The following is a 19,238-nucleotide window of genomic DNA, read 5'->3' on the forward strand; positions in this document are numbered from 1 at the left end:
TCGTCACCCCGTTCTCCCTACTCCGCTTCCGAATCTTTGGGTGTTGCAACACAATTGGATCGAAGCAAGGGGATAAATTCACGTTCCCACGTATAGGTGCCAATGTCCGCTATATAGCTGCGGCCGGCATGGACGTGATGCAAGTACCAGTGATCAGCCTTGGGCTCTGTAGTTACATCCCAATAGGCATGTGCGTTATGTCCGTTAAAAAGCAAATGGGTTACATCGTACAAACGGATGACGTTTGGCATGACGCCGAAGTCGCATTCAAAATGCTGAGACACCAGCCATCTGCGTCTGTTAGATATTTCCCAATATACATAGAGCGAATGTGCGCCTACGACCATAAGATGGAGTAAGTCCTTGTGATATCTTCCGGGAACCTCATAGCTTGCAATAGGGAATGCTTTCAAGGCCATTTCCTCTTTTCTGGAAATCTCATGTCGGATGACCGTTTGCTTGTAAAAGCATTTGCTTTTCCCCAGAAAAATATGCGTGGATTGCTAAAATCTAGATGTCTCGTAAAAAAGGAATTTCAAGCTTTCGAGGCGAATATATTAGATCAATCCGGGGTAATGAAGATTATGCTACGATGCAAGTTTTCCTCACGGAAAGCTCAAAGGGAGTGATGACGATGAGTTTTTGTTGTGGCGCTAGTATGATTGGAACAAAAGGGACATTAAAACATATTCGTACGCAGATTCATAATGTGCCGATTCTCTTCTGCCCGGTATGTCACCGCATTGAGGTTCATTATCTGGTGGAGAACGAATATGAAATTTTGGCGGAGTACGCCCATGGGGACGGGGCTCACGAGGTTGATTTCTTGGAGTATGTAGATGGGAAAGATCATCTGCTGCACGACAACTGCGTGAACCATGAAGGCGAAGAGCCCATGGAGATCGTGCGCAGTCAAATCGATATGGCGCTGGATCTGCTCGGGGTGGCCAAATCCTTAGGGGATGCCGAATGGGAAGATCAGCTCATGAAACGATTGAAAATGCTAAGCGTTCGCCGCGATAAGCTGAAAAACAAAAAAACCTCTAAGCCCATGTAGAGGTTATAACCATAAAGGCCGCTATCCTTTTTCAACGGATTAGCGGCCTTTTATTTTACACGTTCCCATGAATTCCTTGCAGCAATTGACCGAATTCTTTTTGCAGGCTTCTGCTTAGCGGAATTTTTACAGATGTATGGTTCAAATGAATAAGAAATCTGCGTGACGAAGGAAAGCCGCTTTCTTTGACATACGAAACAACGTGCCGCATATTGACAAGGAATCCTTTGAACGGACTAAAGATCAGCGGCGAACTCTGAGACAGAATATCCGTTAGATTGGTACTCGATTCCATTTGAGCGCCATTCATGAGATGAATTCTTGTTAAGCGCTTGTCTTCTTTCTCAACGAAAAGGATCGATTCCTCCGAGATGGGCAGCTGAGATTTTTGATTTTTGACGGTAATCCAGGTTGTCTTGGCAGGAGGAGCCTCTTGAAGCAATTGGCTGCGCTCCAATTGAATTTTCGCAATGGCTTTCCGAATGGCCGCCTGAAACTTAGGCAGCGCCACCGGCTTAGACAAAAAATAGAGAGATCCAAGGTCATGGAAGCTCGTAAGGATATGATCGATATTTGTCGTGCCGCTTACCATGATCACTTTCTGCTGATAACCGGCTTTGCGTAATGATTGCACCATGGCGATGCCATCCAGATTACCTGCAAGTCCGATATCCACCAGGATGATGTCCGGCAGAAGCTGATCGTATGTCTCAAGAAATTGTTCGCCGTCCGAGGCGACCGAGATGACATGCAATCCGCATTGCTGGCAATAGCTTTCCAGCAGCTTGCCGGCCCAATAATTATCTTCTACGATGGCAACTGTGAAACGGTGCCCCATACACTCATCGCACTCCATTTCTCTCACCACTTCCTATGCATTCTGTCAGCTTATGCTCGGAAACAGCCAACTTAGTCCACTTTGAACGCAAAAGATCCGTTATCTTGTATAATTCTAGTTGTAGAGTTAAGTGAGATATCTCCTAGGAGCAAGCTTAGAAATGAGGGGTTAGTTTTTGTTTACATGGGCGAAATTTATTCTGGCCTGTCTTGATTTTGTCCCCGTGATTCTATTATCGTTGGTTCTGTTCAGACAAAAAATAAAGCCGCACTGGTGGCCCATTTCATTCGCTGCACTTGCCGGATCGATGGTCGCCTATATGGACCAAAGTCCTTTATTTTACATAAGCATCATCGCTGTGCTGATCATAAGCGTTTGGAAATTCCAACCCATACCGGCTGTTGTCGCTGCAATATCCGGGTATATCTTGTCCGACATTGTGTCTACAGGAATTTATACGATATGGGAACTAATGCCGTTCGCTTCGTTTACAGATATGGATGACGACACGGCTCAGCAAGCAATTATTCTACTTTTAATCATTGGCACGAAATGCGGCATGCTTGTCGGCATTCGCAAGCTTCGGCTCGGCTTCACGTTCCTGACGCATTACACACGAATACCGCTAACCAAAGAAAACGCAGGATTCTACCTTTTTATTCTTGTGGTAATCCTTGGAATCGCTTACCAAGATTTTTATCCGGAAAGCATGCTGAGCGCACTAATGCCGATTCAATTGCTTGGTTTCGAAACAGCGCTTTTTATTTATGTCATGTTAGGTAAGGAGCTTAGCTTTCAACGTTAGTTGGCGGGCATCGCTATCTGCGTCCATAGACATGCCTGTGTTTCTAGCCACATAGTCAAGCAGCGTCTGATGATATTTCATCTGCGCCATTGCAGCAACGGTAATGAAAGGTCCATCTTCCAGCGTATCAAAATAAAGTTTGCCTTCTGAGGGGGCATACTTTTTTATTTTGTTCAGATTCACGAACAGATGCATATCCACTTTCACAAATTGGAGATCCATTAATGCCTCTATGAAGCTGGTAAAAGCCACGAGCGATTCTACGTTTTCTTCCACGATTCCTTCTTGCGAAAAGTACTTGATTGATTTCGTACCGAACTCCACATACCAGACATTATCTAAACGGATTTCACCGGGCGTCTGCCAAGATGACGCTTCTTCCAGATATCCGGCTTTCATTAAAAGATCCGTATAAGGATATTGATAAGCTTGCGAAAGCTTCCTTAAGGTGTCAGGGGATGGCTTGATGATGTCATTCGTGGTACGATTACGTCCGAGTTCTAAATCTCGAATGTAAGCATGAGACAGGCCGCTTTTGCTGGCAACCTTTCGCAAGGACATTTTCCCGCGTAAAGTCTCGAGGAACTTGCCAAATTGATTACCTTGCTCCAAATGAAACACCTCCTTGCCCTAATTGTAAAGGATTCTGGATTAAAATGAAATCGTCTACACAGGTTTTATTTGCCAGTAGGTGCTCATTTGAACATCTATGTTATAATAAATCTACTTTTTATTTCCCTTTAACATCAAGCGTACCCCCCGAATTGTTATACATAAGGACGAAACTACTATACTGTGAGGTGGAAAGGTGCTACTGGTACTATTCAAAAGGTTCCTTGGGAAAAAGGAATCCCAGGGACAAAGTGAATCCCATGCCTCTTCCCTTGAGGTTACCATACATCAAATTCAAGCAGGAGACCTAAGACTTAGGAATCAATTTATTTCGGATTACCAGCCCTACGTAGCTAAAGTGACAAGCAGGTTTTGTAAACGATATATAGATCCGGCTAGGGACGATGAGTTTAGTATTGCTCTAGGGGCATTTAATGAAGCGATTAATCAATATTCTTCCGTTATGGGAAGATCTTTTCTAGGCTTTGCCGAAACGGTCATGCGGAGGAGATTAATTGATTTCTTGCGTAAAGAACAACGTTTCAAAGGACAGATTCCTTATAGTTCATTCGATCAGGAAGATGATGAAGATAACCTACTCAATCCGATTGAGGTTCATCAAGCAATAGAAGCTTATGAGAAGCAAAAAGGACTTGAAGAACGGCGAAGCGAAATTATGGATTTCAGCCGCTGCCTTAGTGAATTTGATATCGATTTCTCTGAATTGACGGAAGCCTCTCCTAAACATGACGATTCCAGACAGATGCTGTTCGGCATCGGACGGACGCTGGCGCAGGATGCGGAACTTATGCGGACTCTTCTGACGAAACGGCAGCTGCCCATCAAAGAGCTGCTGGAGCAAGTACAGGTTTCAAGAAAAACATTGGAGCGCAACCGTAAATATTTGATAGCAATAGCTCTCATTTTCAACGGTCCATACCCTTACTTGCGAGATTATTTACAGATTCGAGAATGAGCACAGCATAAAGAAAGGAAGAACAGCGCATGAACAAGGGAATCGTAATGGAAATAAGCGAGAGCTCCATTATTGTCATGAATCCAGAGGGTCGATTTGAGAAGCTTCCTAGGGGGACGCGAAATTGTGAAGTAGGGGAGGAAATCCTGTTTGCACCCGCGATAAGGCGCTTCCGGGTACCGCGAATAGGCATTCTTTCCGGCTTGGCAGCCGCCATTGTTTTGTGCTTCGTCTTAGTATCCACATTGACAGGCAATGTGCCGAGCGGTCAAGTAGTCGCTTACGTAACCATAGATATCAATCCGAGCATTGAAATCGGCATTGATGATCAAGAAATGGTACAGGACTTGAGCGGACTAAATCCTGATGGCGTTGAGTTAATCAGCACCTTAAAGTACAAGGGCAAAACGCTGGAGAGCGTTACCTCGGACATTCTGGACAAGGCTGAGCAGGGAGCGCTCGCGAAAGGCGAAGGCGACATCATCATCTCCTCCACGGTTGTAGAGCAAAAAACAGCGGTAAACGATGAGGCGATTGCAACCAAGCTGAAAAATCAGGTCAACAAGCATATTGAGCAGGCCCATCCGGAGCAAGTCAAGAACTATGAAGTAACTGCGTTCGCAGCCCCGACAGAAGTGAGACAAGAAGCAAAGGCCAGCGGTGTTTCCGCGGGTAAATATGCCATTTATCTCAATGCGGTAGACAATGGGGCGAAAGTATCTCTGGATGACATCAAAAGCGTTTCCATTCATCAGTTAGCGAAGGAAAGCGGCGGAATCGATAAACTGGTAGCCCCATCGAAGCCAATCGATAAGTCTTCTCTGCAAAAACTGGTCGCGGATGAAAAATCCGGTAAGCTGAGCGAGCGGAATCAGCAGATACATAACGATTCAAACAAAGGCAAGGGCAATGCAAGTAATGACCAGAACGACAAAGATGACAAGAACGACAAAAACGATAAAAACGACAAAAACAGCAATGGCAAAAATAATGGCAACAACAATAGCAAGCTCGGCAAGAACGATAACAACGGCAAGCCTAGCTTGAGGCCGACACCAACGCCAACGCCGAAAAATGTTCGTAACGACAACAGGAACGACCGAGACGATAAAAATGATCGTGACGACAAAAACGATAAAAACGACAAGAATGACAAGAATGACAAAAACGGCAAGAACGACAACGATGATAAAAAATCAACACAAAAGCCGGACCGCAGAGATGATGACGATGATTCGAAAAAAGGATCATCGTCAAAGCCAGGTGAAAACCCAAAGCCTAGTGTGAAGCCGACTGTCAAGCCAACCATTTCCATCAAGCCAACGGGCAAACCGACAGCGAAGCCAATATCGTCTCCGAAGCCGGAAAATGAGCGTAATTCCACTTTCCATTGGAATTTTGGAGACCGGGAGTGGGATCAAAGGAATGACGGTAAAGACGGTCGATGATGGGGGCTCGAGGAGGCTGTCCCCTCTTTTACGCAGTTATGCTGCTGTGGTCAAAATAAGGGGAAATTTCCCTTTATTTTGACTGCAGATGCTTGTCAGATCGATTTAGCTGGAAAAACTCCCTCTATTTGCGCCGATTTCGTGAGAATTCACGTCATCCGGTCAAACTAACGGGAGTTTTTCCTTTTAAAACCGCTGCAAGGTCATCATTCGAGCCATTTAGAGCGGGATTTTCCAGTTAATTCACCTTGGCTTCTTCGTAAAGCACGGATTTGGAACCTTCAAGAATATTCTACTTATGGGACAGCCTCTTTTCACGATTCTAGCATCAATATCACCTAAGGGCATACGTCAAGCGTACCTAACTCTCACAGAAAGTGTCCAAAAGAACTCGACCTCTAATACCGCTCCTAGCAGTTCAAAATAGCCCAGTATGCACTATATGTGTCCATCGGCACTCAAAACGCCACACGCGCCCAGGTCCATTTCCCGTCAACCACGACGCGGTCAACATTTGGGGAAACTATGCTCCTCTATTTTTTAAAGATAGGGCGTTTCGCTAAAACAAGGGGAACTATGTTCCTTTATCTAGGCCTTCCAAGCCAATACGTGCTCAAAACCGAGGAAATAAAACCCTGCAGTTCCCACTCGCCTTCCATTTGGCCGATTTTTGGCGGAATAGCGCCCTGTAGTTCTCCTGATCATTCATGACTTCGTGGAAAGTAGGACCAAGTTGTATTACAATAGTTGCATGTGCAATTATTCATCCGCTCGTTAACGGAACTGGGAAGGGAGATATTGGTTTGAGATATTCGAGATTCGGTAAATCAGGCTACAATGTTTCGTCGCTTGGCTTTGGTGCAATGAACCTTCCGGGAGTACCGCTAGAACAGGCTAGAGAAACATTAAACTATGCCTTGGACCACGGCATTAATTATATCGACACCGCAGCGGCTTATCGCAACAGTGAGGAGATCATCGGCGAATGCATTTCGCATCGCAGAGAAGAGTACTTTTTAGCGACAAAAACGGGCGCGCGCGATTACGAAACAGCTAAGGCGGAAATCGAGCGGAGTCTGGTGCGGATGAAAACGGACCATGTCGACTTGCTTCAAATTCACTATGTAAACTATGTGAGTGAATTTAAGAAAGCTATGGATGTGGAAGGAGCCTACAAGGCAGCGCTGGAAGCCCAACGGGAAGGCAAAGTGCGATACATCGGCATTTCCGGTCACCGACCGGATTTACTGGCAAAATGGATTGCCAAAGGGCAATTTGATCAAATTTTGTTCCATTTGAATTTGGCGCAGCCTTTTGCCTTGGATGAGCTGATTCCCAAAGCGACTGAGATGGATTTAATGAAGGTTGCGATGAAGCCTTTGTCCGGGGGATTCATACAGCCCGTTGATCGAGCCATCCGTTATCCGTACAGCCAAGATGTGCATGTCACGATATCAGGGATGGTTAGCATCAAGGAAGTGCAAGAAAACCTGGCTGCACAGGAACAGGAAGTTGGACCAGAAGAGCGCCTAGAGCTCGAGCAATTGGCTGCTGAGCTGGGTCAGCACGATTGCAGACGCTGCAACTATTGTTCCTGTCCGCTTGAAATCGCAATCCCGGATGTGATGATAGCGAGCAGATTCAGAGAGAAATTCGGTTTGCTGCCGAAGGGCGAGGGATTTTTTCAGAAGCAAAAGGATAGAATAGTAGGCTGTGCTGATCATGATCCGTGCAAAGAGAAGCCGCTTTGCGAGGAAAAGTGTCCGTATCATCTGCCTATGCAATCTGTCATTCAGAAGGCAGCATCTTTCTATTAAATAAACAGGGAGTATGACGCAATGTTTGCAAAAATCACGGAAATTACGACGGGCGTGTTCACGTCATTCACGCATAACGAACAGGAGGCAGACGCCATCCTCGTCTGCCTAAGCGAAGCCGAGCTGCGCGAGGACACCGTCCTCGGACAGCCGCAGCTCGATCAGGCCCTTCAGCGCATGCGCGCCAAGGGCCTCTTCACCGGCGCCTCAGGCGAGCTCGAGGCGCTGCCGACCCACGGGCTGCTGCCGTACGCGTACGTGCTCGTTGCGGGGCTCGGCCCCGCAGCTTCACGCGATACGCTGCGAGCAGCCGCCGTCTATGCAGCGCGCGAGACGCTCGCGCTGAAGCTGGAAAGCTTGGCGCTGAAGCTGCCAAGCGGGATCGACAGCCGGTCCGCCGTCACGGCGCTGACCGAAGGGCTGCTTCTCGGTACATACCGCATCGCGGTGTACCGCAAGAACGAGCCGGCGCGCGCAGAGCTGCGCCGGGCCGTACTGCTCACAGAAGCGGCTGCGGATGCAGCGCTTCTGTCGTCCGCGATCGCATCCGCTGAGGCGGTTGCGGAGGGGACCAACTATGCCCGGGACCTCACGAACCTACCGGCCAATAAGCTCCTTCCGGCTGCCCTGGCAGAGGAAGCCTTAAAGCTTGCCCGGCACTACGGCTTTGACAGCGAAGTGCTGGACGAGCACGAGATCGCCGTTAGAGGGATGGGCGGCTTGATCGCGGTTGGCGCAGGGAGCGCCAACCCGCCACGGATGATCACCCTGCAGTACAAGGGTGATCCTGACTCCGCCGACGTGCTGGGCCTCGTCGGTAAAGGCATTACCTTCGATACCGGCGGCATCTCGATGAAAAGCCCCGACGGCATGGAAGAAATGATCAGCGATATGGGCGGAGCCGCAACACTGCTGGGAGCTCTTCACGTCGTCGGCAGGCTGAAACCGAAGGTTAACCTCGTAGTGGTCATCCCGTCAGCGGAAAATATGACATCCGGCTCAGCCTACCGTCCAGGCGATATCGTGTCCATGTACAGCGGACACTCCGTTGAAGTGCTGAATACGGACGCGGAAGGCCGCATCGTTTTGGCGGAGGGCATTACTTACGCGAAGGAGCACGGAGCGACGCGCCTGATTGATGTAGCCACCTTGACGGGCGCCATCTTAATTTCCTTCGCCGATGTGGCGACAGGGGCTGTGACGAACGACGATGAGTTCCTGAAACCGCTGCTCCAAGCGGCAGGGAAAGCGGGAGAAAAGCTTTGGCAGCTGCCGAACTATCCTGAGTATCGCGACATGCTGAAAAGCGATGTGGCCGATATCAAAAATCAAGCGTCCGCGGACCGCTGGGCGGGGGCTATCACCGGAGGGCTGTTCATCGGCTACTTCGCCGAGGAGACGCCTTGGATTCATCTGGATACCGGCGGCACGGCGTGGTTATGGTCAGCCAAAGGCATCGAGCCCAAAGGGGCCACAGGCGTTATGGTCCGGACATTAGCAACCTATTTGTGCGGCGAGCAGCTATACGAATGATCAAAAAAACACCTAACCTTGCAAGAACACAAGGTTAGGTGTTTTTTTATGCGCCGACACTTCTTCCGGCTGCAGCCGGCTGCGGAACCGGTCGTTGCAGCAATTCGTTCACATCGGACATTTGAATGACTAGGCGGTTAATTTCATTGGTCGTATAAGAGAGTTGGCCGATACGCTGTTCGAGCTGGGACAAGGAGATGCCGACCCAGTTTTTCTTGCTGCGATGAGGGAATAGGTCGTATTTTAACACCGTCATCGTGGCGGCGAAAGGATCTGGCTTGACATATACATCTTTCATAATATCATCCAAATTAAAATAGAGCTTCCCTGAATTCCATCTGACATAACCTTGTTCAAACAGGATCACAAGAAAATCGGAATCGGAATTGTCCTTATTTTCCATCGTAATGAGCCGGACAGCGCCTTTAGCCTGATTGGGCTTGATGTACTGGACCGAACGAATGTCAGGAAGAAAAGGAACGATGAGAAGCGGGCAAACGCTGGCGATATACAAATAAGTTGTTGACTGGAACACAAGAGAGAGTACAATAAAAGTCAAAAAGAGCAATGAGCTTGTGATAAGACCAAAATGGTTTGGTTTCATAGTAATTCGTTGATCCCGCCTGACATGATAGAATAGGTAGTCTGTCCTATTTTAACATAAGCGCCCTATATCTTGTAAACTATTAGATCAATTGAGAGGTTTTATGCTTACAAAATGGAGGCGAACACGCTTATGAAAATAGTTGACAGCTTGCTACATCCCAGAAAGAAGATGTCTTACTACCGGAAAAGTCTGCTTATTGCAACGCTGGAAGGATTTCCGGCCGTTATTATTTTCCAGCTTCTAGGGGGACCCTTCTTAACGGGTTATTTGCTGTATTTAGGCGCTACTTCGACGGAGATTGGATTTATTTTAGCGATCACGACGGTCGTGAACATCATTCAAATCGGCATGGCTGTGGCGATGCAGAAATTTAGAAACCGCAAACGAATGCTCCTTATTTTCGGCTCCTCTCACAGGCTGCTGTGGGCTTCCGTAGGGTTGATTCCTTTTCTTTTTCCGCAGGATCTGTGGGTTGTGATGTATATCGTCTTGTACACGGTGGCTCATTTGGGCAATGCCGCGGGCGGCGTTGTGTGGACCTCGCTGATTAGCGACGCTGTGCCTGGTCCGGTTCGGGGGCGCTATTTCGGGCTTCGCAATACGATTCTGGGCGGGGTGAGTTCGCTCGCTCTCTTTATCGGCGGACAAATATTGGATCGGAATCCGGGGGAGCAGGGCTTTACCTATTTATTTATGATCGTCGGCGTTTGTGCGGTTCTCAATGTGCTGGCGTATTGCTTATATCCGAATCCGCCTTTCGAGCCGTCCACGGAGTCGAATCCCATAGGCATGATTGGGAAACCACTCAAAGACAGCGCTTTTCTTAAAGCGATTATTTTCTTGGCTGTGTTTTTATTTGTGCAAAGCCTGACGGTACCGTTATTTTCCTATGTCATGCTGAAGCTCATGAAAATAAATTATGAAACCGTCTCCTACATCACGGTCGTCCATACTTTGGTTATGATGGCAAGCTACTATGTCTGGGGCAATCTAAATGCACGTTATACAGCGCAGACCTTGCTGTTGTGGTCATTGCCGATTATTGCTCTCGCTTGTCTTTTATGGGGAGCGATTGCTTTTATACCGGCGGTTGTCGCGCTTTATGCGGTTCATATTGTGCTTGGTATCGGATTGGGCGGGTTTAATCAGATGGTTTTTGCTTTTACGATCGGCGACACGCCGAAAAGTGAACGGCCGATGTACATCGCAACCTACTCGGCGATTACGGGTTTTGCCGCTTTTCTCGGGCCGATTGCCGGCGGAAAAGTGTATGCGCTCATTTCGGAGGCGCCGATGTGGGTGCAAATTTATGGCGTATCCACTCTGGTGGGCGCTGTGCTGTTTGTACTGGGCATAGTCGTAGGGCGCATGGTGCTCGGGAAACAATTAAGGAGCTGACTACAGAATGAAACGATCAAGAATCGGAATCATCGGGCTTGGGGATATCGCGCAAAAAGTATACCTTCCCCTTCTTTCCGTTAACGAACAAGCAGACATCGCAGGCATCATGAGCTCTACACCGGCGACGGTTGAACGCATGCAAACGAAGTACCGCATTCCGTTCGGGACGACGCAGCTGAAAGAGCTTCTCGCTCTTGATTTGGATGCTGTTTTCGTGCACAGCCCGACAGCGACCCATTACGAAATAGCGATGCGATGCATGGAGCAGGGCGTGGCGGTGTATGTAGATAAGCCGCTGTCATACGATTGGGCACAGTCCTTAGAGATGGCTGCTTACGCGGAGCGTAAAGGCGTACTGCTTGCTGCGGGCTTTAACCGCAGATTTGCTCCGCTTTATATCGAAGCTCGGGATTGGCTGAAGGAAGCTGGCGGCTTCGATTGGTGCGAAGCGGTTAAGCACCGGATTAAGCAGCAGGGGCATAGTGCCAAAGAGACGCTGTATGATGATTTGATTCATATGCTGGACCTTTTGCTTTGGCTCGGCGACGGCTCCTATGAAGTTTCTACCTATAACCAACAGGTAGACGAAGCGGGGAAACTGCTGCACGCATCAGGGACGCTGTCCTTCGGCGCTTCACTGGGCACCTATAGCATGGTAAGGCTGGCCGGTGTGGATTTGGAGAAGGTCGAGCTGCACGGCAGCGGCCGCTCTGCCTGCGTGACTAATTTGGAGTCAGCGGTCTTCTATGAAAAAGGCGCCGCGCCGCGCGTACGCACCTTCGGAAGCTGGGACACCGTGCTGGAAAGAAGGGGCTTCGCCAGCGTTGTTCAGCATTTCCTGGACAGCTTGGCTGACCCGAATGCTTGCACGATTCGCGGCGACCTTGTGCTGGAGTCGCACCGGTTGGTTGAGCGCTTGTCTGTTTAGTGAAGGTTGTTAGGGGCTATTTCCGGGTAGAGCGTTCTGCTTGGGGATAGCTCCTTTTTTATTTGTTTGGGATGGCGCTGCATTAAGGTTGTGTATAGGGGGGAGGAGGCACCAACGCGCGCGAATCCTGGGCGCATTGTAACCGATGCATGGCGGCGGTCAAACCCCAGTGGAGTGGATTGAAATGAATTGGACTGGAGCGGGACGGAATGGAGAGGAGAGGACTGAACAGAACAGAACAGAACATGACAGAACAGGGAGGAACTACAGGGCTCTATTTGAGCTAACTGGGCGGACTTCAGGAGAAAATGGGAACTACAGGTTCTTATTTGTTCGAAAAAACCAATATTGGGGCTGAAATGGTGAAATAGAGGATCGTAGTTCCCTTTGCGTGGCCGAAACTACGATTTGTTGGAAAATAGAGGACCGTAGTTCCCATTCGTACAAGTTTTGCGGGAGGGTAAGAGCATGAGTATGGGTATGGGTTTGTACAAACAGGAAAAAAATACCAGAAAATGCTAAGATGAAAAAATGGAAACGATTCACTGGAGGAGGGGAAGCCCTAAATGTCCAAAGCGGATCAAATGCTAGCCATTCTGTGGCTCATCAAATCGCACAAACGAATAACAGCTAAGCAGCTGGCGGACAAGCTTGAGCTTCATATCCGAACCATCTACCGGTACATCGATGCGTTATGCGTGAGCGGCGTCCCGATTATTTCGGATTCCGGGCATCACGGCGGTTATCGCTTGCTTGGACAGTTTCATGAAGCGCCTCTTGTGTTCGATCTGGACGAGCAGAAGGCGCTTATTCATGCTTCCGCCTTTGCCCTGGAGGCAGGCTATCCCTTTGGCGACAAGCTGAATCAAGCTATTGCCAAACTAAAAATATACACCAATCAAGAGCAGCTGGAGCAAATCCACCTTCATGAACAAGGACTTGACGTCATTTTGCCGCAGGCGGATGCCGCCGAGGCCTCTTTGCTGCAAAAAGTGGAGGTTGCGGTTCCACAGCGAATCACACTGCATATGCACTATCAGAAGGGCTACTATGCTATCGTAGAAGCCCGCCATCTAGATCCCTATGGACTTGTTTGCTGGAAAAACAAATGGTATGTCGTAGGGCACTGTCACCTGCGCCAAGAGATTCGCAGCTTTCGCGTGGATCGTATACGCGAGATGTCGAAGACGGACATGACGTTTGAGAGGCCGGTTGATTTCTCGGCGCGCCAATTCATTCTCGCTGGCCTTCTGCCGGATTCGGATAAACCGGAAGATTTGGTCTCCGTCAAAATCACAGGGAGAGAACAGGCGCTAGACGACCTGTGCGGCCACTGGTATATGGCCCATACGCTAGTAGAACGCACAAGGTACGAGGCCCATTTTCAGCTGCAAGAAAAAGCCATTCATACTCGTCTTCCTTATTACCTGCTCAGTTATGGAGGGACTATTCAAATTAAAGAGCCGCAGCTCCTTATCGAAATGCTGATGGAAATTACGAAAAATTTGCATGACCATTATGCCTCGGCGCGGATTGACTGACTCATTTTGTCAGTGAAGAGGATGTACAATAGGCGTATGTTGAAAACGAAGTTCCATTCCGAGGAGGATGAGGCATGAGAGAGCATGCGGTCAAGACCTATGATTATCACGTATGGGCCAACAAGCGGGTATTCGCACGTCTGGAAGAATTGCCGGAGGAACTTCTCCATCAGGAGATCGGCAATGTGTTTCCGACGATTTATAAAGGGCTCGTACACATTTACCAAGTAGATACGATATGGCTGTCAGGCATGATGGGAAACAGCTATGAGCAAATAAAAGAGCTGTTCGGCGTTATTGAAGCTAAGACGGCGAACAAAACCTTGACACAGCTGCAGGCTGCTTACCGGGGAAAAGTGGAGGAGTACCGTGTTTTTCTGGATGAGGCTGACGATCTGCAAGCGAAAAAGCAATTTCCCCACCCAACCTACGGCGTACTGCAGGCAAGCATAGGCGAATTGATTCAGCATATCGTCAATCATGGCACATATCACCGCGGCAATATCTCCTCCATGCTTCGACAGCTTGGGCATGCGGGGGCTTCGAGCGACTACGTATTTTATTTATACGAGGTCAATAAGTAGGAGAAAAGAGTACCTGTAGGCTGCTGGTGATCACTGTATCCGAGGATGAGTTGAAAAAGGGTGTCCCCAGTCATTTCAACTATGGGACACCCTCTTCGTTATAGTTATGCTTTGCCTCAAAATAAGGGGGGGAATTCCCTCTAATTTCACTGCGAAAGCTGCCCTTCAACTTAACCGCAGCTGCAGTTCAAGACAGGCTTGCGGGCGGCAAGCGCTTCGTCCATGCGGCTGACTACGGTGGTGTACGGCGCATTTTTGACGAGATCCGGATTCTCTTCGGCTTCTTTGGCAATGGCGATCATCGTGTCGATGAATTCGTCCAGCGTTTGTTTGCTTTCGGTCTCGGTCGGCTCGATCATGATGCATTCTTCGACGCTGAGCGGGAAGTAGATCGTCGGCGGATGATAGCCGAAGTCGAGCAAGCGCTTAGCAATATCGAGGGTGCGTACGCCCAGCTTCTTCTGACGGTTGCCCGACAGCACGAACTCGTGCTTGCAGAAGCGCGGATGCGGCACATCGAAGTAAGGCGTCAGCCTAGCCAGCATATAGTTGGCGTTCAGCACGGCAAACTCGGATACTTTGCGCAGGCCTTCCGGACCGAGAGTTCGGATGTAGGTGTACGCGCGGACGAGGATGCCGAAGTTGCCGTAGTAGCCCTTGACGCGGCCGATCGATTGCGGATAGTTGTAGTCAAAATAAAAGCTGCCGTCCTCCTGTTTCGCCACAAGCGGCGTAGGCAGGAACGGGATGAGCTTTTCTTTGACGCCGACGGGACCTGCCCCTGGGCCGCCGCCGCCGTGCGGGGTGCTCATCGTTTTGTGCAGGTTGAGATGCACAACGTCGAAGCCCATGTCGCCGGGGCGGGTAATGCCCATGATCGCGTTGGCGTTAGCGCCGTCGTAGTAGAGCAGTCCGCCCGCCTCATGGACAATCTGGGCGATCTCGACGATCTGCTCCTCGAACAAGCCGAGCGTGTTCGGATTGGTGAGCATCAGAGCGGCCGTATCCGGGCCGACGGCTTTGCGAAGCTCATCGAGGTTCACCAGACCGCGATCGTTGGATTTGATCGTAACGGTCTCGAACCCTGCGACCGTGGCGCTGGCCGGATTCGTGCCGTGCGCGGAGTCGGGGCAAATGACCTTGGTCCGCTTTTCGCCGCGGCTTTCATGATAGGAACGGATCATCATAAGTCCGGTCCATTCGCCATGAGCGCCGGCCGCAGGCTGCAGGGTTACGCGATCCATGCCGGTAATGGCTTCAAGGTCTTGCTGGAGATTGAACATCAGCTCCAAAGCGCCTTGCAGCGATTCTTCCGGCTGGTAGGGATGTATTTTGGCGAAGCCCGGGAAGCGGGCTACGTCTTCGTTGATTTTGGGGTTGTATTTCATTGTACACGAGCCAAGCGGGTAGAAGCCGTTGTCAATGCCGAAATTGCGCCGGGAAAGGGCGGTATAGTGGCGAATGACGTCCACCTCGTACACTTCCGGCAGCTCCGGCGCGTTCTTGCGCTGGAATTGGGAAGGCAGGACGTCGTTCAGATCTACTTCCGGCACATCGGATTCTGGCAGGGAATAGGCGACACGGCCGGGATGGCTCATTTCGAAAATAAGCGCTTTGCCGTCATTTTTCACGGTTATGTTGTTTTCGTTCGTACTTGTCGTCATACGAGTTCCTCCAGTGCATCGGCGAAGGCATCGATATCTTCGCGCGTTCTTTGCTCGGTGACGGCCACCAGCATATGGCCGGCGAGCTCGGGATAGTCGCGGCCGAGGTCGTAGCCGCCGATGATACCGAGCTGCAGCAGCTTGCTGTTCAGCTCGTGCACATTGGCGCCGTCCGGAAGCTTGACGGCGAATTCGTTGAAGAAGCTGCCTGCAAGCGGCAGCGAGAACTTGCCGGACGCGGCGATGCGGCCAGCCGCGTAGTGAGCTTTCTGGACGTTCAGCTTGCCGACGTCCTGAATGCCCTGCTTGCCCATCGTGGACAAGTACACGGATGCGCAGAGCGCGAGAAGCGCCTGGTTGGAGCAGATGTTCGACGTGGCTTTCTCACGGCGAATGTGCTGCTCCCGCGCTTGGAGCGTCAACACGAAGCCGCGTTTCCCCGCGCGGTCGACGGTTTGGCCCACGATGCGCCCCGGCATGCGGCGCATCCAGCTTTCGGCGACGGCGAAGTAGCCGCATGTCGGCCCGCCCAGCGCAGCCGGGATGCCGAGTGGCTGGCAGTCGCCGACCACGATGTCAGCGCCGAGCTTGCCCGGCGCTTCGAGCAGCCCGAGCGTGAGCGGGTTCGCGCTCACGACGAGCAGGGCGCCCGCGCCGTGCGCGATCGGCTCCGCCGCCCCGATATCCTCCAAGCAGCCGAAGAAATTCGGCGATTGGAGGATGACGGCGGCCGAATCGCCGGCCTTGGAAGCGAGGTCGGCCAGATCGGTCACGCCTTCCGGCGTGAGGCCGATCTCGACCACTTCCAAGTTCAGCCCGCGGGCGGTCGTGCGCAGGATCGCGCGCGCCTCCGGGTGCACCGCGCGGGAGACGAGCAGACGGCTGCGCTTCGTCGCGCCGCTGGCGAGGGCGCCGGCTTCGGCCAGCGCCGTGGCGCCGTCGTACATCGACGCGTTCGCGACGGCCATGCCCGTGAGCTCGCAAATGTACGACTGAAATTCAAAAACCGCCTGCAGCTCCCCTTGGGAGATCTCCGGCTGATAAGGCGTATACGCGGTGTAGAACTCCGAACGCGAAATGACATGATTGATCACCACGGGAAGGTGATGATCGTAGATGCCGGCGCCGAGGAAGCTGGCGTAGCGGTCGAAATCGGCGTTGCGGCTGGACAAACGGCGCATATAACGCAGCAGCCCCTGCTCATCCAGCGCCTTCGATACGTTAAGTTCGCCCTGAAAGCGAACCTTTTGCGGAATATCCTGAAACATCTCTTCCATGGAGGAGATGCCGATCGTCTCCAGCATGTCTTTCTGATCCTGCTCGGTAATGGGCAAATAGCGGTGCTTCATGATGGGCGCGTGCTCCTCTCCGGTTACGGCTTTCTTTTATAAAAAGGGGTGGCCACGACTTTGGCTTTGACCTGTGCCCCGCGAATTTCTACGTTCACTTCCGTCCCCAGCGCGCTGTAGGCGGAATCGATTAATGCGAGTCCTACATTCGTTTTGAACGTAGGAGATTGAGTGCCTGTCGTCACTTCCCCGATTGCGACACCGTTTGCCGTGAACACTTGATAATGCGGCCTTGGGATGCCGCGGTCGATCATTTCAATTCCGACGAGCTTGCGCGGCGTACCGTTCGCTTTCTGCCCGGCAATGACGTCACGTCCGATGAAATCTCCCTTATCGAGCTTCACAAAATAGTTCAGTCCGGCCTCCAGCGGCGAAATATCTTTGGAGAGCTCCTGCCCGTAGAGGGGAAGGCGCGCTTCAAAACGCAGCGTATCGCGGGCCCCTAAACCGGCCGGCACGAGGCCATATTCCCCGCCTGCCTCCAGCAGCAGCTTCCACAGCTGAACGGCATCCTTTTGATCGATATAGAGCTCGAACCCGTCTTCCCCGGTATAGCCTGTGCGGGAGAGCAGCGCGTTGATTCCGGATACCTTCACATCGGGCAGGAAACGAAAAGTTTTCAAAGTTTGGATAGGCGCGTCTGTCAGTTTAGCTAAAATCTGTTCGGCATGAGGTCCCTGAAGAGCGAGCATGGCGGTTTCATCCGAAATGTTGGTGAGCTCGGTCTGATCTGTGAGATGCTGCTGCATCCAAGCCAGATCCTTGTCGATGTTCGATGCGTTGATGACCAGCATATAGTTGTTTTCGCTTAACTTGTAAACAAGCAGATCGTCTACGACCCCTCCGTCCGGATAGCACATAAGACTGTATTGGCACTGCCCGGCTTCGAGCTTCGACACGTCGTTTGTGGTGATTTTTTGCAGAAAAGGGAGGGCGCCATTTCCGGCCACCCGGACTTCCCCCATGTGGGACACATCAAAAAGCCCGGCCTGCTGCCTGACGGCATCGTGCTCCTTTTGAATACCCGCGAACTGCACCGGCAGCTCCCAGCCTCCAAAATCAATAACTCGCGCTCCATGCTCCGCGTAAACCGGGAAGAGCGGTGTTCGTTTCAGCATGCTTTAACCTCACCTTCGATTTTGTACTTCTCCTATGTTGCCCAAAACCGCCGAAAATTGCCGGACATGCCGGAAATACCGGAAATGCAAAAAAAGAGCAAAAGATATGCAACACAAACATACCTTTTGCTCTGTCCTTTGTACCTGAGAGTTACCTCGATGAGACCTGTGCGATCCGTCTGCCCGAGTTTCCCCTTTGGTGTCCGAATCCCGCGCTGCCGCGCGCTTCGAAGCTCTCCAGAGTTGCGTCCGATACAGGTCCTTTTGCCTGAGAGATTCACCGCTGTCCGGCTTACTCCTTCGGCGCCGCGAGCTTGCTTTGCGGTCTCTCCCTGTACCATCATTCGCCAATATTCAATTTATAGTATTGTATTAATATTTGCCTATCCAGGTGTGAATTGTCAACACCAACTTTTGATAACATTTGCCAACGTCCGCCTTGACTTTGGTGTTCCCGTTAGATTAAGCTAAAAGCAAAATTTGCTGGTAAGCGAGGCGTAAAACGATGAGTAACGTACAAGCGGGTTTGTTATACACCAAAGATCATGAGTGGGTAGAAAAGCTGTCGGATACTGTAGTCCGTGTGGGAATCACTGATTTTGCCCAAGATCAATTGGGGGATATTGTCTTTGTTGAGCTGCCTAAGGCAGGAGCATCCATTACCGCGAATGAAAGCATCGGCAGTGTGGAATCCGTCAAAACGGTTTCCGATATTTTCTCGCCTGTATCCGGTAAAGTAACGGCTGTCAACGGGGCATTGGAAGGTTCTCCTGAGCTCGTTAACAGTGCGCCGTTTGGCGAAGGATGGATGGTTGAGGTCGAGGTTTCCGGCGCAGATGCGCTTGAAGGCCTGCTTACGGCTGATGAGTATGCTTCTTATATCGGCAACGAATAAAGGCTAATTTTTCTTGTTTATAAAAATCGTTACATAGGCTTTATTTGAGTATCCCAAAAAACACG

18 protein-coding genes and 1 riboswitch are annotated in these 19,238 nt (G+C 50.6%); of the genes, 11 read left to right on the top strand and 7 right to left on the bottom strand.

Features of this window, described 5'->3' with window-relative positions; translation table 11 throughout:
* Nucleotides 1-17: 17 nt before the first annotated feature.
* Entirely contained in the window at nucleotides 18-419 is a 402-nt protein-coding gene (locus tag AC3WRW_RS23655) for a DUF4912 domain-containing protein (protein ID WP_492548733.1), read from the bottom strand.
* Between the two features lie 215 nt (nucleotides 420-634).
* Here AC3WRW_RS23655 and AC3WRW_RS23660 point away from each other — a divergent pair, with 215 nt between their 5' ends.
* Nucleotides 635-1,057 carry a hypothetical protein gene (locus tag AC3WRW_RS23660; RefSeq protein ID WP_492548734.1) on the top strand — a complete coding sequence of 141 codons (423 nt, stop codon included), beginning with the start codon at nucleotides 635-637 and terminating at the stop codon, nucleotides 1,055-1,057.
* Between the two features lie 55 nt (nucleotides 1,058-1,112).
* On the opposite strand, the gene AC3WRW_RS23665 is transcribed toward AC3WRW_RS23660, so the two are convergent.
* On the bottom strand, nucleotides 1,113-1,895 hold the full coding sequence (locus AC3WRW_RS23665) for a LytR/AlgR family response regulator transcription factor (protein WP_492548735.1): 783 nt from the start codon (nucleotides 1,893-1,895) through the stop codon (nucleotides 1,113-1,115).
* A 175-nt stretch (nucleotides 1,896-2,070) separates the two neighbouring features.
* Between AC3WRW_RS23665 and AC3WRW_RS23670 the strand changes: the two genes are divergently transcribed.
* Entirely contained in the window at nucleotides 2,071-2,700 is a 630-nt protein-coding gene (locus AC3WRW_RS23670) for a hypothetical protein (protein ID WP_492548736.1), read from the top strand.
* Here AC3WRW_RS23670 and AC3WRW_RS23675 read toward each other — a convergent pair.
* Complete coding sequence (locus AC3WRW_RS23675) at nucleotides 2,671-3,312, bottom strand: helix-turn-helix domain-containing protein (RefSeq protein WP_492548737.1); 642 nt, start codon at nucleotides 3,310-3,312, stop codon at nucleotides 2,671-2,673. The genes AC3WRW_RS23670 and AC3WRW_RS23675 overlap by 30 nt on opposite strands.
* 196 nt (nucleotides 3,313-3,508) lie before the next feature.
* Between AC3WRW_RS23675 and sigI the strand changes: the two genes are divergently transcribed.
* The 4 genes from sigI (at nucleotide 3,509) to AC3WRW_RS23695 (ending at nucleotide 9,086) form a co-directional block, all read left to right on the top strand.
* Nucleotides 3,509-4,288, top strand: coding sequence for an RNA polymerase sigma factor SigI (gene sigI, locus AC3WRW_RS23680; protein WP_492548738.1), 780 nt, complete (start codon nucleotides 3,509-3,511; stop codon nucleotides 4,286-4,288).
* A 29-nt stretch (nucleotides 4,289-4,317) separates the two neighbouring features.
* Complete coding sequence (locus AC3WRW_RS23685) at nucleotides 4,318-5,736, top strand: anti-sigma factor domain-containing protein (protein WP_492548739.1); 1,419 nt, start codon at nucleotides 4,318-4,320, stop codon at nucleotides 5,734-5,736.
* Nucleotides 5,737-6,539: 803 nt separating this feature from the next.
* Complete coding sequence (locus AC3WRW_RS23690; RefSeq protein WP_492548740.1) at nucleotides 6,540-7,553, top strand: aldo/keto reductase; 1,014 nt, start codon at nucleotides 6,540-6,542, stop codon at nucleotides 7,551-7,553.
* Between the two features lie 21 nt (nucleotides 7,554-7,574).
* The gene (locus AC3WRW_RS23695; RefSeq protein WP_492548741.1) at nucleotides 7,575-9,086 is read left to right on the top strand and encodes a leucyl aminopeptidase; all 1,512 of its coding nucleotides are present in this window, start codon (nucleotides 7,575-7,577) and stop codon (nucleotides 9,084-9,086) included.
* Between the two features lie 46 nt (nucleotides 9,087-9,132).
* Here the strand turns inward: AC3WRW_RS23695 and AC3WRW_RS23700 are convergent, their stop codons facing one another.
* A complete protein-coding gene (locus AC3WRW_RS23700; protein ID WP_492548742.1) occupies nucleotides 9,133-9,690 on the bottom strand; it encodes a hypothetical protein in 558 nt (185 codons plus the stop codon).
* A gap of 132 nt (nucleotides 9,691-9,822) precedes the next feature.
* Here AC3WRW_RS23700 and AC3WRW_RS23705 point away from each other — a divergent pair, with 132 nt between their 5' ends.
* The 4 genes from AC3WRW_RS23705 to AC3WRW_RS23720 all read left to right on the top strand — a co-directional run bounded on the left by AC3WRW_RS23705 (nucleotide 9,823) and on the right by AC3WRW_RS23720 (nucleotide 14,147).
* The gene (locus AC3WRW_RS23705; RefSeq protein ID WP_492548743.1) at nucleotides 9,823-11,091 is read left to right on the top strand and encodes an MFS transporter; all 1,269 of its coding nucleotides are present in this window, start codon (nucleotides 9,823-9,825) and stop codon (nucleotides 11,089-11,091) included.
* Between the two features lie 7 nt (nucleotides 11,092-11,098).
* Nucleotides 11,099-12,022 carry a Gfo/Idh/MocA family protein gene (locus AC3WRW_RS23710; RefSeq protein WP_492548744.1) on the top strand — a complete coding sequence of 308 codons (924 nt, stop codon included), beginning with the start codon at nucleotides 11,099-11,101 and terminating at the stop codon, nucleotides 12,020-12,022.
* A 566-nt stretch (nucleotides 12,023-12,588) separates the two neighbouring features.
* Nucleotides 12,589-13,563 carry a helix-turn-helix transcriptional regulator gene (locus tag AC3WRW_RS23715; RefSeq protein WP_492548745.1) on the top strand — a complete coding sequence of 325 codons (975 nt, stop codon included), beginning with the start codon at nucleotides 12,589-12,591 and terminating at the stop codon, nucleotides 13,561-13,563.
* Nucleotides 13,564-13,637: 74 nt separating this feature from the next.
* On the top strand, nucleotides 13,638-14,147 hold the full coding sequence (locus AC3WRW_RS23720) for a DinB family protein (RefSeq protein ID WP_492548746.1): 510 nt from the start codon (nucleotides 13,638-13,640) through the stop codon (nucleotides 14,145-14,147).
* A 170-nt stretch (nucleotides 14,148-14,317) separates the two neighbouring features.
* On the opposite strand, the gene gcvPB is transcribed toward AC3WRW_RS23720, so the two are convergent.
* From gcvPB to gcvT, 3 genes are read right to left on the bottom strand one after another with little or no spacing between them, the layout of a single operon-like run.
* The gene (gene gcvPB / locus AC3WRW_RS23725) at nucleotides 14,318-15,811 is read right to left on the bottom strand and encodes an aminomethyl-transferring glycine dehydrogenase subunit GcvPB (protein WP_492548747.1); all 1,494 of its coding nucleotides are present in this window, start codon (nucleotides 15,809-15,811) and stop codon (nucleotides 14,318-14,320) included.
* The gene (gene gcvPA / locus AC3WRW_RS23730) at nucleotides 15,808-17,160 is read right to left on the bottom strand and encodes an aminomethyl-transferring glycine dehydrogenase subunit GcvPA (protein WP_492548748.1); all 1,353 of its coding nucleotides are present in this window, start codon (nucleotides 17,158-17,160) and stop codon (nucleotides 15,808-15,810) included. The genes gcvPB and gcvPA overlap by 4 nt, the downstream gene beginning before the upstream one ends.
* A gap of 23 nt (nucleotides 17,161-17,183) precedes the next feature.
* Nucleotides 17,184-18,278 (bottom strand): glycine cleavage system aminomethyltransferase GcvT, encoded by a 1,095-nt coding sequence (gene gcvT, locus AC3WRW_RS23735; protein WP_492548749.1) that lies wholly within the window; start codon nucleotides 18,276-18,278, stop codon nucleotides 17,184-17,186.
* A gap of 246 nt (nucleotides 18,279-18,524) precedes the next feature.
* Nucleotides 18,525-18,622: riboswitch (glycine riboswitch) on the bottom strand.
* Nucleotides 18,623-18,783: 161 nt separating this feature from the next.
* Here gcvT and gcvH point away from each other — a divergent pair.
* Nucleotides 18,784-19,173 carry a glycine cleavage system protein GcvH gene (gcvH, locus tag AC3WRW_RS23740; RefSeq protein WP_492548750.1) on the top strand — a complete coding sequence of 130 codons (390 nt, stop codon included), beginning with the start codon at nucleotides 18,784-18,786 and terminating at the stop codon, nucleotides 19,171-19,173.
* Nucleotides 19,174-19,238 lie beyond the last annotated feature (65 nt).

It is taken from the genome of Paenibacillus sp. FW126-R14, assembly GCF_058789495.1.